General features: G+C 71.8%; 15 protein-coding genes. 7 read left to right on the top strand and 8 right to left on the bottom strand.

What is annotated here, in order from left to right:
* Positions 1-190 precede the first annotated feature (190 nt).
* From ACLJTM_RS03530 to ACLJTM_RS03520, 3 genes are all read left to right on the top strand, one after another.
* Entirely contained in the window at positions 191-829 is a 639-nt protein-coding gene (locus ACLJTM_RS03530) for a DUF6230 family protein (protein ID WP_411101830.1), read from the top strand.
* A gap of 107 nt (positions 830-936) precedes the next feature.
* Positions 937-1,548 (top strand): DUF6114 domain-containing protein, encoded by a 612-nt coding sequence (locus ACLJTM_RS03525; RefSeq protein ID WP_411101829.1) that lies wholly within the window; start codon positions 937-939, stop codon positions 1,546-1,548.
* The gene (locus ACLJTM_RS03520; protein ID WP_411101828.1) at positions 1,538-2,890 is read left to right on the top strand and encodes a hypothetical protein; all 1,353 of its coding nucleotides are present in this window, start codon (positions 1,538-1,540) and stop codon (positions 2,888-2,890) included. Before ACLJTM_RS03525 ends, ACLJTM_RS03520 begins: the two co-directional genes overlap by 11 nt.
* A 96-nt stretch (positions 2,891-2,986) precedes the next feature.
* Here ACLJTM_RS03520 and pyk read toward each other — a convergent pair whose 3' ends face one another.
* From pyk to pta, 3 genes are all read right to left on the bottom strand, one after another.
* Positions 2,987-4,417 (bottom strand): pyruvate kinase, encoded by a 1,431-nt coding sequence (pyk, locus tag ACLJTM_RS03515; RefSeq protein WP_411101827.1) that lies wholly within the window; start codon positions 4,415-4,417, stop codon positions 2,987-2,989.
* A gap of 62 nt (positions 4,418-4,479) precedes the next feature.
* Positions 4,480-5,703, bottom strand: a complete 1,224-nt coding sequence (locus ACLJTM_RS03510) for an acetate kinase (protein WP_411101826.1) — start codon at positions 5,701-5,703, stop codon at positions 4,480-4,482.
* A 46-nt stretch (positions 5,704-5,749) separates the two neighbouring features.
* Positions 5,750-7,843: a phosphate acetyltransferase gene (gene pta, locus ACLJTM_RS03505; protein ID WP_411101825.1), complete on the bottom strand. Its 2,094-nt coding sequence runs from the start codon at positions 7,841-7,843 to the stop codon at positions 5,750-5,752.
* A 224-nt stretch (positions 7,844-8,067) separates the two neighbouring features.
* Between pta and ACLJTM_RS03500 the strand changes: the two genes are divergently transcribed.
* Positions 8,068-9,093, top strand: a complete 1,026-nt coding sequence (locus tag ACLJTM_RS03500; protein ID WP_411101824.1) for an ATP-dependent 6-phosphofructokinase — start codon at positions 8,068-8,070, stop codon at positions 9,091-9,093.
* Positions 9,094-9,262: 169 nt separating this feature from the next.
* On the opposite strand, the gene ACLJTM_RS03495 is transcribed toward ACLJTM_RS03500, so the two are convergent.
* Complete coding sequence (locus ACLJTM_RS03495) at positions 9,263-9,886, bottom strand: helix-turn-helix domain-containing protein (RefSeq protein ID WP_411102267.1); 624 nt, start codon at positions 9,884-9,886, stop codon at positions 9,263-9,265.
* A 386-nt stretch (positions 9,887-10,272) separates the two neighbouring features.
* On the opposite strand from ACLJTM_RS03495, the gene ACLJTM_RS03490 reads away from it, so the two are divergent.
* Together ACLJTM_RS03490 and ACLJTM_RS03485 are read left to right on the top strand one after the other, a co-directional pair.
* The gene (locus ACLJTM_RS03490; protein ID WP_411101823.1) at positions 10,273-10,701 is read left to right on the top strand and encodes a MerR family transcriptional regulator; all 429 of its coding nucleotides are present in this window, start codon (positions 10,273-10,275) and stop codon (positions 10,699-10,701) included.
* 57 nt (positions 10,702-10,758) lie between these two features.
* A complete protein-coding gene (locus ACLJTM_RS03485; protein WP_411101822.1) occupies positions 10,759-11,112 on the top strand; it encodes a thioredoxin family protein in 354 nt (117 codons plus the stop codon).
* On the opposite strand, the gene glgB is transcribed toward ACLJTM_RS03485, so the two are convergent.
* The 4 genes from glgB to ACLJTM_RS03465 form a co-directional block, all read right to left on the bottom strand.
* Positions 11,102-13,378 carry a 1,4-alpha-glucan branching enzyme gene (gene glgB / locus ACLJTM_RS03480; protein WP_411101821.1) on the bottom strand — a complete coding sequence of 759 codons (2,277 nt, stop codon included), beginning with the start codon at positions 13,376-13,378 and terminating at the stop codon, positions 11,102-11,104. The two genes, ACLJTM_RS03485 and glgB, sit on opposite strands and share 11 nt — an antisense overlap.
* Positions 13,375-14,883, bottom strand: coding sequence for a maltokinase N-terminal cap-like domain-containing protein (locus ACLJTM_RS03475; protein WP_411101820.1), 1,509 nt, complete (start codon positions 14,881-14,883; stop codon positions 13,375-13,377). The genes glgB and ACLJTM_RS03475 overlap by 4 nt, the downstream gene beginning before the upstream one ends.
* Before the next feature lie 151 nt (positions 14,884-15,034).
* On the bottom strand, positions 15,035-16,753 hold the full coding sequence (gene treS, locus ACLJTM_RS03470; RefSeq protein ID WP_411101819.1) for a maltose alpha-D-glucosyltransferase: 1,719 nt from the start codon (positions 16,751-16,753) through the stop codon (positions 15,035-15,037).
* The gene (locus ACLJTM_RS03465) at positions 16,750-18,744 is read right to left on the bottom strand and encodes a maltotransferase domain-containing protein (RefSeq protein WP_411101818.1); all 1,995 of its coding nucleotides are present in this window, start codon (positions 18,742-18,744) and stop codon (positions 16,750-16,752) included. The genes treS and ACLJTM_RS03465 overlap by 4 nt, the downstream gene beginning before the upstream one ends.
* Positions 18,745-19,450: 706 nt before the next feature.
* Between ACLJTM_RS03465 and glgP the strand changes: the two genes are divergently transcribed.
* Complete coding sequence (glgP, locus tag ACLJTM_RS03460; protein WP_411101817.1) at positions 19,451-22,093, top strand: alpha-glucan family phosphorylase; 2,643 nt, start codon at positions 19,451-19,453, stop codon at positions 22,091-22,093.
* The last annotated feature ends 3 nt before the right edge of the window (positions 22,094-22,096 follow it).

Genomic DNA, 22,096 nt, shown 5'->3' with positions numbered 1-22,096 from the left:
AGGGCCTGTCCCCCCAGGTTGCGCGAACGCGTGGCCCAGTGGTTGTCGCTCGGGGGTGATCGCCGGTGTATCGGACGTGGCCCAGCCGCGGCCCGGCCGCCTGCGCTCCTTCCCGAGGACGTAGCACTTCTCCCATCCCAGGACGGGCACGGCCCGGACCGGAGATGTACGTCCGAGAAGGAGGAACAAAATGAGTTCTCAGGTTCGTGGCGGGACCAGATGGAAGCGCTTCGCGCTCGTCATGGTGCCGAGCATCGCGGCCACGGCCGCGGTCGGTGTGGGTCTGGCGCAGGGTGCCCTCGCGGCGTCCTTCAGCGTCTCCGGCCAGGACTTCAAGGTCTCGGCCGACAAGCTCGACGGTGACAACCTCATTCAGTACGGCGGTATCGCCGAGGGGCACGACCTCAAGGGCAACGCGGCGCACCACCCGGTCACCATCTCCGGGTTCAGCCACGCCGAAATCACCAACATGTGCCAGTCCCTGGTCACCCCGACGCCGCTGGGCAACATCACGCTCCAGCTGCGTACGGGTCACAAGGGCAAGCCGGCCGTAGCCGACAACATCTACCTGGATGTGGCCGAGCTCGACACCGACGCCGAGTTCAAGAACCTGGACATCGGTGTCGCGGTCGGCGACGCGGGCCACAAGACGAAGCCGCAGGCCGGTACGGTCTCGAGCCCGTACGCGTTCTCGCAGCGGGCCGACAAGGCCGTTCTGTCGAACGTGCGCCAGAAGGCGTGGGCCACCACGGCGGGCACCTTCAAGCTGCCCGACCTGAAGCTGCGTCTGCTCGGCGGCGACCAGCCGTGCTACCAGGACGAGAAGTAATCCGTCCCGGCGGGTGACCGGAGGGGCGGCCGGCGGCGTGAGCCGCCGCCCGCCCGTCCGGCTCCACCGAGTTCTCCAGTACCACCGTTTTCAGGGAGCTGTTGTCCATGAACCCCCAGGCCCCGGTTCACGTGCGCGCCGAAGACGACGCCTGGCTCACCGTGGTGTACTACCGCTTTCGCGCCTGGCGCGGCCGCCGTCCCTTCTGGGCCGGGCTGTTCACGCTCCTCGGCGGCTTCCCCATCGCCTACTTCCCTTACGCGGACCTCCGGCTGGGCAACGTCACTCTCGCCATGGCCACCACGGGCGGCGCGGGAGCACTGATCATCGGTGTCCTGCTGATCACGCTGGGCCTGGCCCTGTGGTTCCAGCAGGCCATCCGCGTCTTCGCCGGCGTGGCCGCCATCCTGCTGGCCCTGGTGTCGCTGCCGGTGTCCAACCTCGGCGGCTTCTTCATGGGCTTCCTCTTCTCCATGGTCGGCGGAGCCCTCGCCCTCTCGTGGGCTCCCGGCCAGCCGGACGAAGAAGCACCCCTGCAGGACGCTGCCGCGGCGGCCCACCCCGCCCCGGCCGATCCCGCGGACCACCCGCCGGTGAGCCTGGGCAAGGCCGACGCGATGGCGGGCCCCCAGGGAATCCCCGGGCCCCGCGGCACGGAAACGGCATACACGAGCGAGACGACTGCCCACGCCGATGGCGGGAGGAACAGTGCGGGGTGACGAGACGCAGCGGGGGGCGCCCCCAGGCGCAGAGTCCCGTGAGAGCAAGGGGCCGCGGCATGCGGCTCCCAGGAAGTCGCTGCTGAACAAGCTCCAGATACCCGTCGGCAAGACGATGGCGCTGGCTGCGATGCCGACGGCGGTTTTCGTCGGGATGGGCATGGCGCCGAAGCTGGCCGTGGCCGACGACAAGGAGATCCCCTTCGCGCCCGGGCCGTGCGTGACGCGGTCCGACGAGCCGGCCGAGTCGGCCTCGCCGACGCCCTCGAAGACGCCCGCGCCGAGCACGTCGCCCGGCGCGACGCCCTCGCCCTCCGCGTCCGGGACGCCGAAGCCCGGCGTGACCCCGCCGGCGGCCAAGCCCGAGGCCAAGCCCGAGGCCAAGCCCGGGACCGAGTCCGGGACCGGCGCGGCGAAGACCGGGACCCCGGAGGACAAGAAGGCGGAGCCGACCGCCACGCCCGCCGCGTCCACGACCCCGAACCCGCTGGACCCGCTGGGTGTCGGCGACGCCCTCAAGGGGCTGGTGGACGGCATCGGCAAGACGCTCACCGGCGGCCAGGAGGCGGCGGGCCCGGCTCCTGCGCCCACCGCGAGCGGTGCGCAGACCCCGGACCCGGCCGCCGACGCGATCCGCGACGCGGCCAAGAAGGCCGGCGCCGAGGTCGAGGAGCTGCCGAAGGACGTCAAGGACACCGCCCGGACCCCCAAGGACGAGACGGGCGGGAAGCCCGGCGCGGCCGGGGACGGCAAGCAGAAGTCCGAGGACGACCCGAAGGCGAAGGACGGGGAGGACCCCGACGCCGAGGACGAGGCGAAGCCGGAGGAGTCCGCGGACCCGGACGGCAAGCAGCCGTTCCCGTGCCCGACCTACGACGCCAAGGCCCTGGCCGACGCCGAACTGGAGCAGGGCATCCCGCTCCTGCCGGACGAGCCCTGGTACCTCGACAGCTCCCTGCTGACCCTCTACGGCCTCGACTACCACGGCATCGTCGAGGTGAAGACGGGCAGCGGCAAGATCAAGAAGGTCCTGAAGTTCACGGCGGACTCGCTCGACATCAAGGACCTGTACCAGACGGTCGGCAAGGAGGGGAACGTCGCCCACCTGAAGTCCCGTCCGGGCTCCACGTCCAAGATCCGCGGCGGCACGGTGACGATGTACACCGAGAGCCTCAAGGGCAACCTCTTCGGACTGATCCCCATCGAGTTCACCCCCAACAGCCCGCCGCCCCTGAACGTCCCCTTCGCGTTCTTCACGGACGTCAAGGTCGTCCAGGCGGGCCAGTTCGGCGGCACCCTGACCGTCCCGGGCCTGAAGAACTACATCGGCCCGCCGGAGTAGTCCCGTACGGCCCGCCGCAAGCGCCGAGGGCGGCACCCCGCATCACTGCGGGGTGCCGCCCTCGGCCTCTGTGCGGCAGAGTCCTGCGGTGCGGGCTCAGTCGCGGGTGACGCCGCCGACGTGGTGGACCCGGACCATGTTGGTGGTGCCCGGGACGCCGGGGGGCGAGCCGGCGGTGATGACCATGGTGTCGCCGTCGTTGTAGCGCTGGAGCTTCAGCAGCTCGCCGTCGACGAGGTCGACCATCGCGTCGGTGGTGTCCACGTGCGGGACGATGTAGGACTCGACGCCCCAGCTCAGCGTGAGCTGGTTGCGGGTGTTGACGTCGGTGGTGAAGGCCAGGATCGGCTGCGTCGCGCGGTAGCGCGAGAGCCGGCGGGCCGTGTCACCGGACTGGGTGAAGGCGATCAGCGCCTTGCCGCCCAGGAAGTCCGCGATCTCGCAGGCGGCGCGGGCCACGGAACCGCCCTGGGTGCGCGGCTTCTTGCCGGGGACCAGCGGCTGCAGGCCCTTGGAGAGGAGCTCTTCCTCGGCCGCCGTGACGATCTTCGACATCGTCTTGACGGTCTCGATCGGGTAGGCGCCCACCGAGGACTCGGCGGACAGCATGACCGCGTCCGCGCCGTCCAGGATGGCGTTGGCCACGTCGGAGGCCTCCGCGCGCGTCGGACGGGAGTTGGTGATCATCGACTCCATCATCTGGGTCGCGACGATCACGGGCTTGGCGTTGCGGCGGCACATCTCGATGAGCCGCTTCTGGACCATCGGGACCTTTTCGAGCGGGTACTCGACGGCCAGGTCGCCACGGGCCACCATGACCGCGTCGAAGGCGTCGACGACGGCCTCCATGTTGGCGACCGCCTGCGGCTTCTCGACCTTGGCGATGACGGGGACCCGGCGGCCCTCCTCGTCCATGACCTTGTGGACGTCCTTGACGTCGTTGGCGTCGCGGACGAAGGACAGGGCGACCATGTCGCAGCCCATCCGCAGGGCGAAGCGGAGGTCGTCGACGTCCTTCTCCGACAGGGCGGGGACGTTGACGGCGGCACCCGGCAGGTTGATGCCCTTGTGGTCCGAGATGACACCGCCCTCGATGACGATGGTCTTGACCCGCGGGCCCTCGACCCCGGTCACCCGCAGCTCGACGTTGCCGTCGTTGATGAGGACCTGGTCGCCCTTGGAGACGTCGCCGGGCAGACCCTTGTAGGTGGTGCCGCAGATGGACTTGTCGCCGGGGACGTCCTCGGTGGTGATGGTGAACTCGTCACCGCGCACCAGCTCGACGGGACCCTCGGCGAAGGTCTCCAGACGGATCTTCGGGCCTTGGAGGTCGGCGAGGACGCCGACGGCGCGCCCGGTGTCCTGGGAGACCTGCCGGACGCGGTCGTACCGCTCCTGGTGTTCTGCCTGGGATCCGTGGCTGAAGTTGAATCGGGCCACGTTCATGCCTGCCTCGATGAGCGCTTTCAGCTGCTCATACGAGTCGACGGCGGGGCCCAGCGTGCAGACGATTTTGGAACGGCGCATGGAGCGGATCCTATCGGTTTGTTTCGCAGCGGAATATTCCGTCTGGTGGAAAGTCCAAGTGACTACCGGGTAACGAGCGCGTAAGTCTGGGTGGCGATCTCCAGTTCCTCGTCCGTGGGGACCACCGCCACCGCCACCCGGGCGTACTCCGCCGACACCAGCCGCGGCTCGCGGGAGCGCTCGGCATTCGCCTGGAGGTCCAGGGCCAGGCCCAGCTCGGCGAGCCCGTCCACGGCAGCTTCCCGGACCTGGTGCGCGTTCTCGCCCACCCCGGCCGTGAACGCCACCGCGTCCACCCGCCCGAGCACGGCCGAGTAGGCCCCGATGTACTTCTTCAGACGGTGTACGTACGCGGCGAACGCGACACCGGCGGCCTCGTCGCCCTCGCCCGCCCGCCGCAGCACCTCGCGCATGTCGTTGTCCCCGCACATGCCCAGCAGACCGCTCTTCTTGTTCAGGAGCGAATCGATCTCATCCACCGAGAGACCGCCGACCCGCGCCAGGTGGAAGACGACCGCCGGGTCGAGGTCCCCGGACCGGGTGCCCATGACCAGTCCCTCCAGCGGGGTCAGGCCCATCGAGGTCTCCACGCACACGCCGCCCCGGACTGCCGAGGCGGAGGCCCCGTTGCCCAGGTGCAGCACAATCACGTTCACGTCCTCCACCGGCCGGCCGAGCAGCGCCGCCGTCGCCCGCGAGACGTAGGCGTGGGAGGTGCCGTGGAAGCCGTACCGCCGGATGGCGTACTTGTCGGCCGTCGCGGCATCGATCGCGTACCGGGCCGCGTACTCCGGCATCGTCGAGTGGAAGGCGGTGTCGAAGACGGCGACCTGCGGGATGTCCCCGCGCAGCCCGCGGGCCACCTCGATGCCCGTCACGTTCGCCGGATTGTGCAGCGGGGCCAGCGGGACCAGGCTGCGGATCTCCGCCAGCACCTCGTCGTCCACCACGGTCGGCCGGGTGAAGCGGGTCCCGCCGTGCACCACCCGGTGACCCACGGCGGCCAGTTCGGGGGAGTCCAGCCCCATCCCGTCGGCGGCGAGCTCCTGCGCCACGGCCGCCAGCGCGGCCTCGTGCCCGGCGATCGGGCCGAGCCGCTCGCGGCGGGCGTCGGGGGCGCCCGCGTCCGCGCCGTCCGCCAGCCGCTCGTGCACGAGCCGGGAGTTCTCCTCCCCGATGCGCTCCACCAGACCCGCGGCCAGGCGCGAGCGGTCGGCCATGTCGAGGAGCTGGTACTTGACCGACGAGGAGCCGGAGTTGAGGACGAGTACGCGGGAAGCGGTCACGGATGCGGTGCCTTCTCGTGTGGGGGAGGGAGGGGGGTGCGGGCGGTCATGCGGAGGGGGCGGGGTCCTCGGCCGGGGTCTGCGCCTGGATCGCGGTGATCGCCACGGTGGTGACGATGTCCTGGACGAGGGCGCCCCGGGACAGGTCGTTGACCGGCTTGCGCAGCCCCTGGAGCACCGGCCCGACGGCGACAGCGCCCGCCGAGCGCTGCACGGCCTTGTACGTGTTGTTGCCCGTGTTCAGGTCCGGGAAGATCAGTACGGAGGCCCGTCCGGCCACCTCCGAATCGGGCAGCTTCGTCGCGGCGACCGAGGGCTCCACGGCCGCGTCGTACTGGATGGGGCCCTCGATCAGCAGGTCGGGGCGCTGCTCGCGGACCAGCTCGGTGGCCTTGCGGACCTTGTCCACGTCCGCTCCCGACCCCGAGGTGCCGGTGGAGTACGAGAGCATGGCGATCCGCGGCTCGACGCCGAAGGCGGCAGCGGTCGCCGCCGACTGCACGGCGATGTCGGCGAGCTGCTCCGCGCCCGGGTCCGGGTTGACCGCGCAGTCCCCGTAGACGAGGACCTTGTCGGCCAGGCACATGAAGAACACCGAGGAGACGATCGACGCCTCCGGCTTGGTCTTGATGATCTCGAAGGCGGGGCGGATGGTCGCGGCGGTGGAGTGCACCGAGCCGGACACCATGCCGTCGGCGAGGCCCTCCTGGACCATCAGCGTCCCGAAGTAGTTGACGTCGGTGACCACGTCGGCGGCCAGCTCCACCGTCATGCCCTTGTGCGCGCGGGCCTGCGCGTAGAACTCGGCGAACCGCGTACGGAGCGGGGAGAGCGCCGGGTCGATGAGCTGCGCGCCCGAGATGTCGATGCCCAGGTCGGCGGCCTTCTTCAGGATGGCCTGCTCCTCGCCGAGGAGGGTCAGGTCGCAGACGCCGCGGCGCAGCACCACGTCCGCGGCGCGCAGCACGCGCTCCTCGGTGCCCTCGGGGAGGACCACGCGCCGCCGCTGGGAGCGGGCCCGCTCCAGCAGCTCGTGCTCGAACATCATCGGCGTGACCCGCTCCGAGCGGGCCACCGACAGCAGGTCGCGCAGCTCGCCGGTGTCCACGTGCCGCTCGAAGAGGCCGAGTGCGGTCTCCAGCTTGCGGGGTGTCGCGGAGTTCAACCGGCTCTGCAGGGAGAAGAGTTCGGCCGCGGTCGGGAAGCTGTTGCCCGCCACCGACACCACCGGGGTGCCCGGCGCCAGCTTCGAGGCCAGCGTCAGGATGTCCCCGGTCGGGCGCTCGTTCAGGGTCAGCAGCACGCCGGCGATCGGCGGGGTGCCGGAGGTGTGCGCGGCCAGGGCCCCGATGACCAGGTCGGAGCGGTCGCCGGGGGTCACGACCAGGCAGCCGGGGGTGAGGGCGTTCAGGAAGTTCGGCAGCATCGCGCCGCCGAAGACGAAGTCCAGGGCGTCACGGGCCAGCCCGGCCTCGTCGCCGAGGAGCACCTCGCCGCCGAGGGCGGCGGTGATCTGCGCGACGGTCGGCGCGGACAGCGACTTGTCGTCCGGCAGCACGTAGCAGGGGACGGGCAGCCGGGCGGCCAGCCGCTCGGCGATGGAGTCCCGGTCCTCGGCGGCCACCCGGTTGACCACCATCGCCACGACGTGGCAGCCCAGGCTCTCGTAGGCCCGGTAGGCGTTGCGGGTCTCGGCGCGCACCGCGTCGGCCGGGTGCTTGGTGCCGCCCACGACGGGGACGACGACGGCGCCCAGCTCGTTGGCGAGGCGGGCGTTGAGCGCCAGCTCGTCCGGCAGGTTGGTGTCGGCGTAGTCGGTGCCGAGGACCAGCATGACCTCGTAGTCGCGGGCCACCCGGTGGTAGCGGTCCACCAGCCGGGAGACCAGCTCGTCGGTGCCCTTCTCCGCCAGCAGGACCGAGGCCTCGTGGTACTCCATGCCGTAGGCCGTCCCGGCGTCCTGCTCGATGCGGTACCGGGCCTTCAGGAGGTCGAAGAGGCGGTCGGGTCCGTCGTGGAGCAACGGGCGGTAGACGCCGACCCGGCCCGTCTGCCGGGTGAGGAGCTCCATGATCCCCAGCTCGACGACCTGGCGCCCGTCTCCCCGCTCGATACCGGTCACGTACACGCTGCGCGTCACGCGTGCTCTCCGTCCATGCTGCGAATATCCGATTTATGCGGCCTGACCTCTTGACAATACCCTCGCCAATGGATAGGACGCCCGCCAGGAAAAAGCCCTGGCAGGAAGGGTCGAAGGGCCCGGCGGGAGGAGTACCAGAAGACGCGGGCCCCCCTCGGCCCGTGGAACAATCGGACAGGCTTCCTCATGACGCCCCACCTTTGTACGGCAGGAGACACAGCACGATGCGTATCGGAGTTCTCACCGCAGGCGGCGACTGCCCGGGCCTGAACGCTGTCATCCGCTCGGTCGTACACCGCGCCCTGGTCGGCCACGGCGACGAGGTCATCGGCTTCGAGGACGGCTTCAAGGGCCTGCTGGACGGCCACTACCGGCCCCTGGACATCAATGCGGTCAGCGGCATCCTGGCCCGGGGCGGCACCATCCTGGGGTCGGCCCGCATGGAGCGCGCCCGCCTCCACGAGGCCGCCGAGAATGCTCAGGAACTGGCCACGCGCTACGGCATCGACGCCCTCATCCCGATCGGCGGCGAGGGCACCCTGACCGCCGCCCGGATGCTGTCGGACGCGGGGATGCCGGTGGTCGGCGTGCCGAAGACCATCGACAACGACATCTCCTCCACCGACCGCACCTTCGGCTTCGACACGGCCGTCATGGTCGCCACCGAGGCCATCGACCGGCTCAAGACCACCGCCGAGTCCCACCAGCGCGTCATGGTCGTGGAGGTCATGGGACGCCACGCGGGCTGGATCGCCCTGGAGTCGGGCATGGGCGGCGGCGCCCACGGGATCTGCCTGCCGGAGCGGCCCTTCGAGGTGGACGCCCTGGTCAAGATGGTGGAGGAGCGCTTCGCCCGGGGCAAGAAGTTCGCCGTCGTCTGCGTCGCCGAGGGCGCGCACCCGGCCGAGGGCTCCATGCCGTACGAGAAGGGCGCCATCGACCAGTACGGCCACGAGCGCTTCGCCGGCATCGGCAACCGCCTCGCCGTCGAACTGGAGCGGCGCCTGGGCAAGGAGGCCCGCCCGGTCATCCTCGGCCACGTCCAGCGCGGCGGCACCCCCACCGCCTACGACCGGGTGCTGGCCACCCGCTTCGGCTGGCACGCCGTGGAAGCGGTGCACCGCGGGGAATTCGGCAACATGACCGCCCTGCGCGGCACGGAGATCGTGATGGCCCCGCTGGCCCATGCGGTCACCGAGCTGAAGACCGTCCCCGAGGACCGGATGTACGAGGCGGAATCGGTCTTCTGACCGGGTCTGCCGCCGCCCGCCCGGGCCCTCGGCGGGCCGCACCGCAGGACGTGGGGCCCGCGGCGGCGGGACCTCCGGCCCCGATACGGCGGCCGGACGGCCCCGGTTCCGTCCCCGGCGAGGAGGGCCCGGGGCCGCCCGCGCCGACGCAGGACCGCCCGGACGTGCCCTACGCCGCACCGCCGGCCAGCCGCCAGAAGCGGTCCACGATCTGCGCGAGGAAGTCCCGCCCGGAGTCCCCCCGCCCGGCCTCGCCCTCGCCGCCGCCCCAGCTCAAGGTCGCCACCATCCGCGACTGGTACTCGCCGTGCAGCTGCTCCAGCACCCGCTCCAGGTGCCCCTTGGGGATGGGCAGCAGTTTCCCCACCGGCTTCACGTACGCCTGCCAGCGCGTGGTGACCGCACTGCGCAGCAGCTCGGCCAGCTCCTCCTGCTTCCCGGTCGCCGTCACGAACTGGGCCAGCGTCAGTCCCAGCAGCGCCGCCAGCGCCGCGGACTGCCGTTCGTTGCCCCTCCAGCGGCCGGTGTCCTCCATCTTCTGGTAGGAGTTCGCCTCCAGGCCGACCCGCCGGGCCAGCTCCTCGGCGGCCAGCCCCTTGGAGATCCGGTGCTCGCGCAGGGTGACCGGCTCGGCGAGCAGTTCTCCGGGTGAGCACCACAGGACGCCCGCGAGAGCGGTGAGTTCGGCGGACGTGGGCGAGATCTCGCCGCGCTCCCACGCCATCACGGTCTCCGGGGTGACGAGCAGTCCGTACTGGGCGCGGAGGCCATAGGCGACATGACCGGGCGCCATGCCCAGGGCCGCGCGCAGACGACGCGCGGCGGGGGCATTGAAAGGTGGGCTGGAGTGCACACGCCACACCGTAGAAGTGGCTGGGCTGCGGCGCCTACAGACCGAACAAACAAGCCCATAACTCGTAGGAACATCCTATGGAGTTAGGGGCATTAGTCGGTTTTCTTGGCGACTGTCCGGTAATCGGGAAGGAGGGAAGATCCATTCCCAGGACACGGTTCCAGCCACAGCCGCCCGGCGCAAGAACCGTGACACCCCTCACACCACGTGAACCGACCACCACCCCCGTACGTGATCCATGTCGGGGCCCCTCGCATACGGGGGTGGCGAGGGGCCCCGCCACCACCTCTTGCCTTGACGTCCGCGTCAAGGACTACGGTCGGGCCATGCGCATCGGCGAACTGGCCGAGCGGGCCGGAACCAGTACCCGGACGCTCCGCTACTACGAATCGCGCGGCCTGCTGCCCGCGCGGCGGGCGGCCAACGGCTACCGGACCTACGACGAGGACGACCTGCGCCTGCTGCGCCAGATCCGCATGCTCCAGGACTTCGGCTTCGACCTGGAGGAGACCCGGCCGTTCGTGGACTGCCTGCGTGCCGGGCATCCGGCGGGGGACTCCTGCCCGGCCTCGCTCGCCGTGTACCGGCGCAAGCTCGCCGAGTTGGACGGCCTGATCGGCCAGCTGACCGGCGTGCGCGAGCAGGTCGCGCACCAGCTGGCCGGAGCGGAGGCGGCCGCAGCGGAGACCGCAGCGGAGGCCGCCGCGACGGCGGCCGGGACCACCACGGCGCCGCGCTGCGAGATGACGGGCTGAACAGCCCGTACGTTCCCGTGCCCGCGCGGCGGGCGACACACGAGGAGAGGAAACGACATGGTGCACGCACAGGGCGTGGCGCAGGTGACCGACGCGGACTTCGAGGCCGAGGTGCTGGGGGAGCGGGGACGGCCGGTCCTCGTGGAGTTCACCGCGGACTGGTGCGGCCCCTGCCGCCAGCTGGCCCCCGTACTGTCCGCGGTCGCCGCCGAGGAGGCCGGCCGGCTCAAGGTCGTGCAGATCGACGCGGACCGCAACCCCGCCGCCGTCACGCGGTACGGGGTGCTGTCCATGCCGACGCTGCTCGTCTTCCGCGACGGCGAACCGGTGAAGCAGCTGGTCGGGGCCCGCGCCAAGCGCCGGCTCCTCCAGGAGCTGGCGGAGGAGCTGGCGGCGGCCGCTACGGCCTGAACCAGACCGTGGCCAGCGGCGGCAGGGTCAGCCGCAGGCTCGCCGCCCGGCCCTGCGCGGGCACCGGCTCCGGGCGCAGCGGCCGGGTGTGGTGGATGCCGCTGCCGCCGTAGGCCTCCAGGTCGGTGTTGAGCACCTCCCGCCACTGCGGGACCTCCTCGGGCACCCCGATGCGGTAGCCGTGCCGGACCACCGGCGAGAAGTTCGACACCGCCAGCAGCTGCGACCCGTCCTGCGCGTACCGCAGGAAGGCGAAGACGTTGTCCTCCGCCGCGTCCGCCTCCACCCAGGCGAAGCCCTCGGGCACGCTGTCCCGTTCCCACAGGGCGGGCGCGGCCGTGTACGCGCGGTTCAGGTCGCGCACCAGGTCGCGCACGCCCCGGTGGTCGGCGGCCGCGGAATAGGAGGAGTCCAGCAGCCACCAGTCCGGCCCGTACACCTCCGACCACTCCGAGCCCTGCGCGAACTCCTGTCCCATGAACAGCAGTTGCTTGCCGGGGTGGGCCCACATGAAGCCGAGGTACGCCCGGTGCGCGGCCCGCCGCTGCCACCAGTCCTCACCGGGCATCCTCGACACCAGGGAGCCCTTGCCGTGCACCACCTCGTCGTGGGAGATGGGCAGCACGTAGTTCTCGCTGAAGGCGTAGACCATCCCGAAGGTCATGTCGTGGTGGTGGTACTTGCGGTGCACCGACTCCTTGGACATGTAGCGCAGGGTGTCGTGCATCCACCCCATGTTCCACTTCAGTCCGAAGCCCAGCCCGCCGCCGTCCGTCGGCCGGGTCACCCCGTTCCAGGCGGTGGACTCCTCCGCGATCGTCACCACCCCCGGGCAGCGGCGGTACACGGTGGCGTTCATCTCCTGGAGCAGGGCCACCGCGTCCAGGTTCTCCCGGCCGCCGTGCTCGTTGGGCGTCCACTCGCCGTCCTTGCGCGAGTAGTCCAGGTAGAGCATCGAGGCCACCGCGTCCACGCGCAGCCCGTCCACGTGGAACTCCTCGCACCAGTACACGGCGTTGGCGACGAGGAAGTTGCGGACCTCCTTGCGGCCGTAGTCGAACTCCAGCGTCCCCCAGTCCGGGTGCGCGGCCCGCTGCGGGTCCTGGTGCTCGTACAGCGGCCGCCCGTCGAACTCGGCCAGGGCCCAGTCGTCGCGCGGGAAGTGCGCCGGCACCCAGTCGACGATCACGCCGATCCCCGCCCGGTGCAGCGCGTCCACCAGGCCGCGGAACTCGTCCGGGGTGCCCATCCGCGAGGTCGGCGCGTAGAAGCCGGTGACCTGGTAGCCCCACGAACCGCCGAAGGGGTGCTCCGCGACCGGCATCAGCTCGACGTGCGTGAAGCCCAGCTCCTTCACGTAGGCCGGGAGCTGCTCCGCCAGCTGGCGGTAGGAGAGCCCGGGCCGCCAGGAGGCCAGGTGCAGCTCGTACACCGACATCGGAGCCTGGTGCGCCGGGCGGGCGCCGCGCTGCGCCATCCACGCGTCGTCCTGCCAGACGTACTGCGAGGCGGCGACCACCGAGGCGTTCGCCGGCGGCACCTCCGCAGAGCGGGCCATCGGGTCGGCGCGCAGCGTGTGGCTGCCGTCGGGCCGGGTGATGTCGTACTTGTACAGGGCGCCCGCGCCCACCCCCGGCAGGAACAGCTCCCACACCCCGCTCGCCCCCAGGGAGCGCATCGGGTAGGCCACGGAGTCCCAGTACGAGAAGTCCCCGGCGATCCGCACCCCCTGGGCGTTCGGCGCCCACACCGTGAACCGGGTGCCGGCCACCCCCTGGTGCTCCATGGGCTCGGCTCCGAGCGCCTTCCACAGCTGCTCGTGGCGGCCTTCGCCGATCAGGTGCAGGTCCAGTTCGCCGATGGCCGGCAGGAAGCGGTAGGGGTCCTGGACCTCGATCTCGTCGCCGTCGTAGGCGACCAGCAACCGGTAGTCCGGCACCCCGGTCAGCGGCAGCAGCCCGGAGAACAACCCGTCCCCGTCGTCGAAGAGCTCGGCGCGCAGCCCCTTGGCGACGACGGTGACCGTCTTCGCGTAGGGCCGCAGCACCCGGAAGGCCACCCCGCCCCGCTGGGCGCGGGCGCCCAGGACGGCGTGCGGATCGTGGTGGCGGCCCTCCAGCAGCCGGGCCCGTTCGTCACCGCCGAGGGCGGGTGCGGGCCGGACTCCACGGGCGGGCGCCTTCCGGGCGCGCGGTGCGGGCGTCTTGGGCCGGCCGGCCGCCGCGGCCGGCGGGGTGGTGGACGGTGACTGACGGGCGGGGCTCACGTGTGCGGCCTCCTAGGCGGCTGCGGGCGGGAGTGGGGGGACAGGGTGGAGAAGCCTTCGCCGGCTCCGGAAACCGGTCCCGGCCCTGCGCCCGGGGCGGCGGGCCGGGCCACGGGACCCGGGCCGGGGGCGGCCCGGCCGAAGCCCCTGTCCGCGCCGGCGGCGAGCCGCCGGATCGCGGCCATCGGCACGTGCAGCCAGTCGGGGCGGTGCCGGAACTCGTACCGGGCCTCGTACACCGCCTTGTCCGTCTCGTACGCGCGCAGCAGCACGGGGTCCTCCCGCGGGTCCCGCCCGGTGGTGCGGGCGTAGCCCTCGCAGAAGGCGGCCCGGCAGTCGTCCGCCCAGGCGGGGGCGAACGGCCGGTGCGAGCGGGCGGCGTAGTCGAAGGAGCGCAGTATCCCGGCGATGTCGCGGACGGCCGGTTCGGGACGGCGCCGGTCGGCCAGCGGCCGGGCCGGCTCGCCCTCGAAGTCGATCAACGACCAGGAGCCGTCGAGGGTGCGCAGGGTCTGCCCCAGATGGAGGTCCCCGTGGATCCGCTGGGCGGCCACCCCGGTCCCGCGGGAGGCGGCGAGTGCGTCGAAGGCGCCCCGCAGCCCCGCCTCGTAGGGGCGCAGTGCGGGCACCTCGCGTGCGGTGGCGGCCATGCGCGCCGTCATCCCGGCGGCCAGCCGGGCGGTCTGCTCGGGGCCGAGGGCGACCGTGGGCAGCGCCCCGGCCAGTGCGCTGTGCACCTCGGCGGTGGCCCGGCCCAGCGCGTGCGCCTCGGCGGTGAAGGCCTCCCCGGCCCCCAGCCGGCGCAGGGCCAGCTGCCAGCCGTCATCGGAACCGCGCAGGTACGGCTGGAGCACGCCGAGGGTCAGCGGCTCGCTGCCGGGCAGCACCGCCTCGTACCAGGCGACCGGCGCCGGGACGCGGGCGCAGCCGGCGGCGGCCAGGGCCCGGGGCAGCTCCAGGTCCGGGTTGACCCCGGGGCCGACCCGCCGGAACACCTTGAGGATGAACGAATCTCCGTAGATGAGCGAGGAGTTCGTCTGCTCCCCGGACAGCGGCCGGGGGGCCAGTCCGGCCGGCACCGGTGCCTGCGGGTCCCGGTCGAAGCGGAGCGGGCCGAGGGCGCCGGGGGAGCGCAGCCGCTCCAGCAGCATCGCGGCCAGCCGGGGGTCGCCCAGGGCCTCGTACACCGCCCGGCCCGCATGGGGGCCGTCCTCGGCGTGGCCGATCAGGGCCGGTGCGAGGGCGGGTGGCAGGGACGGGCGGATGCCCAGCAGCAGTTGGTAGCAGTCCCCGTCGACGTCGAGGAGCAGGTGGAGCAGTCCGGGGCTGGACCCCGGTGGCAGCAGTTCGGCGGCCGAGACCGCCGTGAGCCTGGTGATGCTGCGGCCCTTGCCCGCGAACCAGCGCTGTGCGGGCAGCCAGGCCCGCAGCATGGGTTCCAGTGGGCCGATCCCGGCGGCCGGGTCGGCCGCCAGCCGGCTCCGGGCGGATGCTGCCTCCGACATGGCGTCGCGTCCTTTCCCCGGGCCGTCACAGAATGCGCAGTGTCCCGGATGTGCGTCGGTTGCTTCTCCGGCGTGTGCGTGTGTCGGGTCAGGATGGTCCGTACAGGGGCGGGCGATTGACCCATTCGCGTGGCCCGCCCCTTGCCCGGCCCTACTCGGCGCGCAGCTCGGACCGCACTTCGGTCCGCAGCCGGAACCAGTAGAAGCCGTGACCTGCCAGGGTCAGCAGGTAGGGCCATTCGCCGATCGGCGGGAACCGCACGTCACCCGTGAGTTCCACCGGGACCCGCCCGTTGAACGACCTCAGATCCAGCTCGGTGGGCTGCGCGAAGCGCGAGAAGTTGTGCACGCACAGCACCAGGTCGTCCCCGAACTCGCGAAGGAAGGCGAGTACCGCCGGGTTGGACGAGGGCAGTTCGGTGTACGAACCGAGTCCGAAGGCCGGGTTGGCCTTGCGGATCTCGATCAGTCGCCGGGTCCAGTGCAGCAACGAGGAGGGCGATGCCATCGCTGCCTCGACATTGGTGACCTGGTACCCGTGGACCGGGTCCATGATGACCGGCAGGTTCAGCCTGCCCGGATCGCAGGAGGAGAAACCGGCGTTGCGGTCCGGGGTCCACTGCATGGGCGTGCGCACACCGTCGCGGTCGCCGAGCCAGATGTTGTCGCCCATGCCGATCTCGTCGCCGTAGTAGAGCACCGGCGAACCGGGCAGCGACAGCAGCAGGGCGGTGAAGAGCTCCATCTGGTTGCGGTCGTTGTCCAGGAGCGGGGCCAGGCGCCGCCGGATGCCGATGTTGGCCCGCATCCGCGGGTCCTTGGCGTACTCGGCGTACATGTAGTCGCGCTCTTCGTCCGTGACCATTTCGAGGGTGAGCTCGTCGTGGTTGCGCAGGAAGATGCCCCACTGGCAGCGGTCCGGGATCGCCGGTGTCTTGGCCAGGATCTCGGAGACCGGGTAGCGCGACTCTCTTCGCACGGCCATGAAGATGCGCGGCATGACGGGGAAGTGGAAGGCCATGTGGCATTCGTCCCCGCCCTTCGTGAAGTCGCCGAAGTAGTCGACGACGTCCTCGGGCCACTGGTTGGCCTCGGCGAGCAGCACCGTGTCCGGGTAGTGCGCGTCGATCTCGGCCCGGACCCGCTTGAGGAGCTGGTGGGTGCGGGGGAGGTTCTCGCAGTTGGTGCCCTCCTCGGCGTACAGGTAGGGCACGGCGTCGAGGCGGAAGCCGTCGATGCCGAGGTCCAGCCAGAACCGCAGGGCGGAGACGATCTCCTCGACCACGGCCGGGTTCTCGTAGTTCAGGTCCGGCTGGTGCGAGAAGAAGCGGTGCCAGTAGTACTGCTTGCGGACGGGGTCGTACGTCCAGTTCGAGGTCTCGGTGTCGACGAAGATGATGCGGGCGTCCTGGTACTGCTTGTCGTTGTCGGCCCACATGTAGTAGTCGCCGTACGGGCCGTCGGGGTCTTTCCGCGACTGCTGGAACCACTCGTGCTGGTCGCTCGTGTGGTTCATGACGAAGTCGATGATGACCCGCATGCCGCGCTGGTGCGCGGCGTCCACGAACTCCACGAAGTCGGCGAGGTCGCCGAACTCGGGGAGCACGGAGGTGTAGTCGGCGACGTCGTATCCCCCGTCGCGCAGGGGTGAGGCGAAGAAGGGCGGCAGCCAGAGGCAGTCGACGCCGAGCCACTGGAGGTAGTCCAGCTTGGCGGTGAGCCCCTTCAGGTCCCCGACGCCGTCGCCGTTGCTGTCGTGGAAGGAGCGGACGAGGACCTCGTAGAAGACCGCCCGCTTGAACCAGTCGGGATCTCGGTCCTTGGCGGGGGTGTCCTCGAAGGTGTCGTGGACGGGATCGTTGATCATCATGTGGTGGGTGACCCTCCGGTGGGCGGGGACGGTCGCAGAGCGGCCAGCACGTGCGCGGGCGTGCGGCCCGGCTCTAGGCGCACGTAGTTCGCCCTGCCCCAGTGATAGGTCTCGCCGGTGAGCTCGTCGCGCACCGCGAGGGACCCGTGCCAGTCGAGGCCGAGTACCGGCATGTCCAACGAGACCGTCGCCTCCTGGGTGTGGTGCGGATCGAGGTTGACGACCACCAGTACGGAATTGGCTCCCGCGTGCTTCGAATAGGCGATCACCTGTTCGTTGTCGGTCGGATGGAAGTGGATGTCCCGCAGCTGCTGGAGTGCCGGGTTGCGCCGGCGCATCCGGTTGAGGGAGGTGATCAGCGGGGCGATGGTGCGGCCCTCCCGGTCTGCGGCGGACCAGTCCCGCGGCCGGAACTCGTACTTCTCCGAGTTCAGGTACTCCTCGCTGCCCTCGCGCACCGGGGTGTTCTCGCAGAGCTCGTAGCCCGCGTAGACCCCCCAGGAGGGGGACAGGGTGGCGGCGAGCACGGCGCGCACCTCGAAGGCGGGCCGCCCGCCGTGCTGGAGGTACTCGTGGAGGATGTCCGGGGTGTTCACGAAGAAGTTCGGCCGCATCACGGAGGCCGACCGTGTCCCGGCCAGCTCGGTGAGGTACTCGGTGAGCTCGGCCTTGGTGTTGCGCCAGGTGAAGTACGTGTACGACTGCTGGAAGCCGACCGCCGCGAGGGCGCGCATCATCGCCGGGCGGGTGAAGGCCTCCGCCAGGAAGATCACGTCGGGGTCGGACTTGTTGATCTCCGCGATCACCTTCTGCCAGAAGACCACCGGCTTGGTGTGCGGGTTGTCGACCCGGAAGATCCGGACGCCGTGCTCCATCCAGTACCGCAGGATCCGCACCGTCTCCGTGACGAGGCCGGCCATGTCGGTGTCGAAGTGGATCGGGTAGATGTCCTGGTACTTCTTCGGCGGGTTCTCGGCGTACGCGATCGTCCCGTCGGCGCGGTGGCGGAACCACTCCGGGTGCTTCTCCACCCAGGGGTGGTCCGGGGAGCACTGCAGGGCGAAGTCGAGCGCGATCTCCATGCCCAGCTCGCGGGCGCGGCCGACGAAGGCGTCGAAGTCCTCGATGGTGCCCAGGTCGGGGTGGACGGCGTCGTGCCCGCCCTCCGTGGAACCGATGGCCCACGGCACGCCCGGGTCCCAACTCCCGGCAGAGAGCGTGTTGTTCGGGCCCTTGCGGTAGGTGCTGCCGATGGGGTGGACGGGCGGCAGGTACACCACGTCGAAACCCATCGCGGCCACCGCGGGCAGCCGCTCGGCGGCCGTCCGGAAGGTCCCGCTGACGGGCACCTCGCCCGGCTCGACCAGCGCGCCCTCCGAGCGCGGGAACATCTCGTACCAGGAGCCGAAGAGGGCCCGCTTGCGCTCGACCAGCAGCGGCAGCGGCTTGGCGGAGGTGACCAGCTCCCGGTACGGGCGCCTGGCGAGGGCCGCGTCCACGGCCGGGGCCAGCGCCGCCGCGTACCGCTCGGCGACCTCGCCGTCCTCGTCCCGCATCGCCTCGGCGGCGGCCAGCACGGCCTCGCGGCCGTCGCGCTTGGGAATCCGGGCGGCGGCCCGCGCATAGAGCTCGGCGCCCTCCAGCAGCACGAGCCCGGTGTCGATCCCGGCCGGGATCTTGATTGCCGCATGGGCCCGCCAGGTGGCCACCGGGTCGCTCCAGGCCTCGACGGTGTACGTCCACCTCCCCTCGGTCTCGGCGGAGACCCGGGCCCCCCACCGGTCGGTGCCGGGGGCGAGCTCGCGCAGGGGCACGGGCGGCCTCAGCCGCCCGCTCGGATCTCGGAGGACCACGTGGGCGGCCACGGCGTCGTGTCCCTCGCGGAACACGGTGGCGGAGATCTCGAAGACCTCGTCGACCACCGCCTTGGCGGGTCTGGCGCCGCAGTCGACGGCGGGGCGGACGTCCAGCACGGGAATGCGACCGATCATGATGGGATCACCTGGGGGCAGTTCGCAGGGCTCGGTGACAACAGCGCAGCCGGGGAACCGGCTGGTCGTGCACGCTCTGTTCGCTCTGTTTCTAGCCGCTCGGAAGACGGCTGGGCTGCGGGCATGGCCGCTCCTGTCCGCGTTCACTCGGGTGGCGGGGAAAGGGGGTGGGCGGGTGCGCCGTGCGTGTACCGCGTACTCGGTGAGCCCTTCCCACTCTTCCCCGGCCCAATCCGGGCCCTCGGTTAACTACTCGTACGTAGGGGGACGGCGGATACCAAGCCCCGGGTCGACATCGGCCGAGGCTCCGTCAAGTCGGCCGGGACTACCCGAGGTACGAAAAGCGGCCCACCCCTCACAGGAACCCCATGGGACGCACCCGCCCCGCCGTGCGCCGGAGCACGGGCCGGTTGTGCGCGGCGCGCGCCGGGCGGTTCGGCAGGGTTTGCGCGGCAGGATCCGCACGGATTTCCGTCGGCGTTCCGGCGGGATTTCGACAGGAATCCCCCTGGATCCGGCCACCGCGCGGTATCCGCGGCGCATCCGGGGCGCACCTGCGGCGCATCCGCGAGAGCCCCGGCCCCCCGCCCGGCGCGGTGCGCCATGGTCGGCGCGGGCCGACCTCGCTAGCCTTCCGGGGGTGATGCGCGGGTGCACAGCGTGGTGCGGCCGCTCCGATCCGCAATCCCCTGCGAAGGTGGAACGTGTGAAGGCTATCCGTCGATTCACCGTGCGCCCCGTCCTCCCGGAGACCCTGCTGCCGCTCAACGACCTCGCGCGCAATCTGCGCTGGTCCTGGCATGCGGAGACCCGCGACCTCTTCCAATCCGTCGACCCCGAGGGCTGGCAGGCCGCCGGCGGCGACCCCGTCCGGCTCCTCGGTGCCGTGTCCGCCGCCCGGCTGGCCGAACTCTCCGCCGACCGCCGGTTCCTGCGCCGGCTCGCCGTCGCGGCCGCCGACCTCGATGACTACGTGACCGGCGGGAGGTGGTACCAGGGCCACCGGGCCGGGAGCGGCCTTCCCGCCGGGATCGCCTACTTCTCCCCCGAGTTCGGCATCACCGCCGCCCTGCCCCAGTACTCCGGCGGCCTCGGCATCCTCGCCGGGGACCACCTGAAGGCCGCCAGCGACCTCGGCGTCCCGCTGATCGGCGTGGGACTGCTGTACCGGCACGGCTACTTCCGCCAGTCGCTCTCCCGCGACGGCTGGCAGCAGGAGCACTACCCCGTACTCGACCCCGACGAGCTGCCCCTGGACCTGGTGCGCCAGGAGGACGGCAGCCCCGCCCGGGTCACGCTGACCCTGCCCGGCGGGCGGGCCCTGCACGCGCACGTCTGGCAGGCACGCGTCGGCCGGGTGCCCCTGCTGCTGCTGGACTCCGACGTCGAGGACAACGACACCGCGGCCCGCGAGGTGACCGACCGCCTCTACGGCGGCGGCAGCGACCACCGGCTGCTCCAGGAGATGCTCCTCGGCATCGGCGGCGTCCGCGCCGTCCGCCTCTACTGCGCCCTGACCGGCCATCCCGACCCCGAGGTCTTCCACACCAACGAGGGGCACGCCGGCTTCCTCGGACTCGAACGCATAAGGGAACTGGAACGGGAGCAGGGCCTCGGCTTCGACGCCGCCGTCGAAGCGGTCCGCGCCGGGACCGTCTTCACCACGCACACCCCCGTCCCGGCCGGCATCGACCGTTTCGAGCGGTCCCTGGTCGCCCGCCACTTCGGCGACGGCGGGGAACTGGCCGGCGTACCCGTCGACCGGATCCTGGAGCTCGGCGCCGAGTCCTACCCCGGCGGCGACCCCGGGGTGTTCAACATGGCGGTCATGGGGCTGCGCCTGGCGCAGCGGGCCAACGGGGTGTCGACCCTGCACGGCGCGGTCAGCCGGGAGATGTTCGCCGGGCTCTGGCCCGGGTTCGACGCCGCCGACGTGCCCATCACCTCCGTGACCAACGGGGTGCACGCCCCCACCTGGGTGGCGCCCGAGGTCGTCCGGCTGGGCGCCCGGCAGATCGGCGCCGGCCGTACCGAGGACGCCCTCTCGGTCGGCGGCTCCCAGCGCTGGGACGCCGTCGCCGACATCCCCGACCAGGACGTCTGGGACCTGCGGCGGGTCCTGCGCGAGCAGCTGGTACAGGAGGTACGGGACCGGCTGCGGGCCTCCTGGCGCCAGCGCGGGGCCGCTGAGGCGGAACTGGGCTGGGTGGACTCCGTCCTGGACCCCGACGTGCTGACCATCGGCTTCGCCCGGCGCGTGCCCTCGTACAAGCGGCTGACGCTGATGCTGCGCGACCCGGAACGGCTGCGCAGGCTGCTGCTGGACCCGGAACGGCCGGTGCAGATCGTGGTCGCGGGCAAGGCCCATCCCGCGGACGACGGCGGGAAGCGGCTGGTCCAGGAGCTGGTGCGGTTCGCGGACGACCCGCGGGTGCGCCACCGGATCGTCTTCCTGCCCGACTACGGCATGGCCATGGCGCAGAAGCTCTACCCGGGCTGCGACGTGTGGCTGAACAACCCGCTGCGGCCGCTGGAGGCCTGCGGGACGAGCGGGATGAAGGCCGCCCTCAACGGCTGCCTGAACCTGTCCGTGCTGGACGGCTGGTGGGACGAGTGGTTCGAGCCCGACTTCGGCTGGGCCATCCCGACCGCCGACGGCCTCGGGGCCGACGAGGACCGCCGGGACCACCTGGAGGCGAACGCCCTCTACGAGCTGATCGAGAGCCGGGTCGCCCCCCGGTTCTACGACCGCACCGGGGGCACCGGGCTGCCGGTGCGGTGGATCGAGATGGTCCGGCGCACCCTGGCCTCCTTGGGGCCCAAGGTCCTGGCGGGCCGCATGGTGCGGGAGTACGTGGAGCGGCTGTACGCGCCGGCCGCGCTCGCCCACCGCGCGCTGAGCGCCGGGGCCGCCCGGGACCTGGCTTGGTGGAAGGGGCGGGTCCGGGCGGCCTGGCCGCGGGTCGGCGTCGAACACGTCGAGGCCCTGGCCGCCGCCCCCGTCAACGGCACCGCCGAACTGGGGGCCACCCTCACGCTGCGGGTCCGGGTCGCCCTGGACGCGCTCGCGCCCGAGGACGTGGAGGTGCAGGCCGTCGCGGGCCGGGTGGACCCGCAGGACGTCATCCGGGACGCTCGGGCCTTCCCGCTGAAGCCGGCCGCGGGGCCCGACCTGGAGGGGCGCTGGGTGTACGAGGGCCCGCTCGCCCTCGACCGCACGGGCCCGTTCGGCTACACCGTCCGCATCCTGCCCGCGCACCCGCTGCTGGCGAGCCCGGCCGAACTGGGGCTGGTCGTGGCCCCGGCGACCACCGGGGCGGGCCCCGACGACGGGGTGGTCCTGCGCTGAGCC

Source organism: Streptomyces sp. cmx-4-9 (assembly GCF_046548835.1).
In the GTDB taxonomy this organism is placed as follows: domain Bacteria; phylum Actinomycetota; class Actinomycetes; order Streptomycetales; family Streptomycetaceae; genus Streptomyces.
This window is presented reverse-complemented; position numbering and strand designations above follow the sequence as displayed.